The organism is Vibrio sp. 661 (genome assembly GCF_033339315.1).
GTDB lineage: Bacteria > Pseudomonadota > Gammaproteobacteria > Enterobacterales > Vibrionaceae > Vibrio > Vibrio alginolyticus.
Map to the genome: position 1 here is coordinate 1 of NZ_JAWOUJ010000068.1, position 1,315 is coordinate 1,315.

2 protein-coding genes are annotated in these 1,315 nt (G+C 41.7%); both read right to left on the minus strand.

Annotated features, from left to right (window positions below; translation table 11 throughout):
• Nucleotides 1-50: 50 nt before the first annotated feature.
• Nucleotides 51-374, minus strand: a complete 324-nt coding sequence (locus R7P69_RS24720) for a hypothetical protein (protein ID WP_005380167.1) — start codon at nucleotides 372-374, stop codon at nucleotides 51-53.
• A gap of 20 nt (nucleotides 375-394) precedes the next feature.
• Nucleotides 395-1,315: dentin sialophosphoprotein (locus R7P69_RS24725; RefSeq protein ID WP_225466834.1), on the minus strand; the 921-nt coding region annotated here is incomplete at its 5' end.

Below are 1,315 nucleotides of genomic sequence, written 5' to 3' on the forward strand. Positions count from 1 at the left end.
TGAATAAACGAGCATCAGCCAAATTAAGTTATTTAATACTTTCATATTGTTTACTTGAGTGTCAGGTTAACGACGGTAGAGTTCTGGATTAAAACGTTGTTTCCACTGTTCTGAATTACGTTGGATATACCCGAACTGTCTGCGAACGCTCCACTTGATAGTATATTGTTACCACTCACGGTGTTTGACGCGACATTATCTGACGAAATACCATTGATATCTGATTCTGCATAAACCAAGTCGAGTTCAACATTTTGTCCACCTCTTGATTCATTCATGATATCCAAGCTAACTTCTCCACCAGATAATGCAATGTCATCAGCGAGTGCAGTGCAGGCAACTATCATACTCAAAGTACAAATTGCCAAACGCATCACTTTCTCCTACTAGTCGGTTACTCACCCCCAGTAAACACACTTGCATTAGTTGTAACAGATTGTTGTACAAGTGAATTTGAACCAGCATTCTGACCAACGGTAGTAATACCAGCTGCACCACCAAGACCACCAAGGGTGTTCATGTTTTCAACTCGAACTCGAGTATCATCCGCGTTAGTTGCATAAATAACTGATGCACCTGTAACACCACCCATTAGGCTTGAGCTCGCAACAACCATATCTGTATCCATATGGACTTGATTGAAGCTATCAACATTTGTTGAGCTCGAGTCGCTTTGATAGTTACTATTGTCGTTAAAGCTGTTCGAGTTTGTTGTGCTCGTATCAGCGTAGCTACGGTTATCACTCTGGTTACGGTTGTCGCTTTGATTACGATTATCGCTGTTATCGTTAAAGCTACTGTTGATACTAGAGTCACTGTTGTCATTGTTGCTACGTGTTACAGTAGTACTAGAGTCGCTGTTGTCGTTGTAGCTTCTATTTGTGTTAGTACTTGAATCACTACTATCACTATTTAGGCTCACATCAAGATCAGCACTGGTACTGTTGTCGTTAGCGTTAGACGTACTATTGTCGTTGTGGCTTTGAGCTGTGTTAGTGCTCGAGTTTGAGTTGTCGCTGTTGTTATTAAAGCTGTCATCAACACCAAGAGTTGCACTGTTGTCAGTGTCGCTGTTGTCGTTGAAGCTATGACCAATACCTAGTGACGCACTATTATCGCTGTTGTCGTTGAAGCTATCACCAACACCGAGAGATGCGCTATTGTCACTGTTATCGTTGAAGCTGCCAGATAAACCAATATCGGTATTAGCGCTGTCAGTCCATTGCATGTTGTCATCTCCATCATCGATCTCATTCGCGATTAGAGAGCCACTAAATAAAATTGCTGACATTGCTAAAGCAAGCCCTGTTTTGTT

Coding starts and splice junctions, on each gene's coding strand:
- R7P69_RS24720 (WP_005380167.1), bottom strand. CDS start 374: ATGCGTTTGGCAATTTGTACTTTGAGTATGATAGTTGCCTGCACTGCA.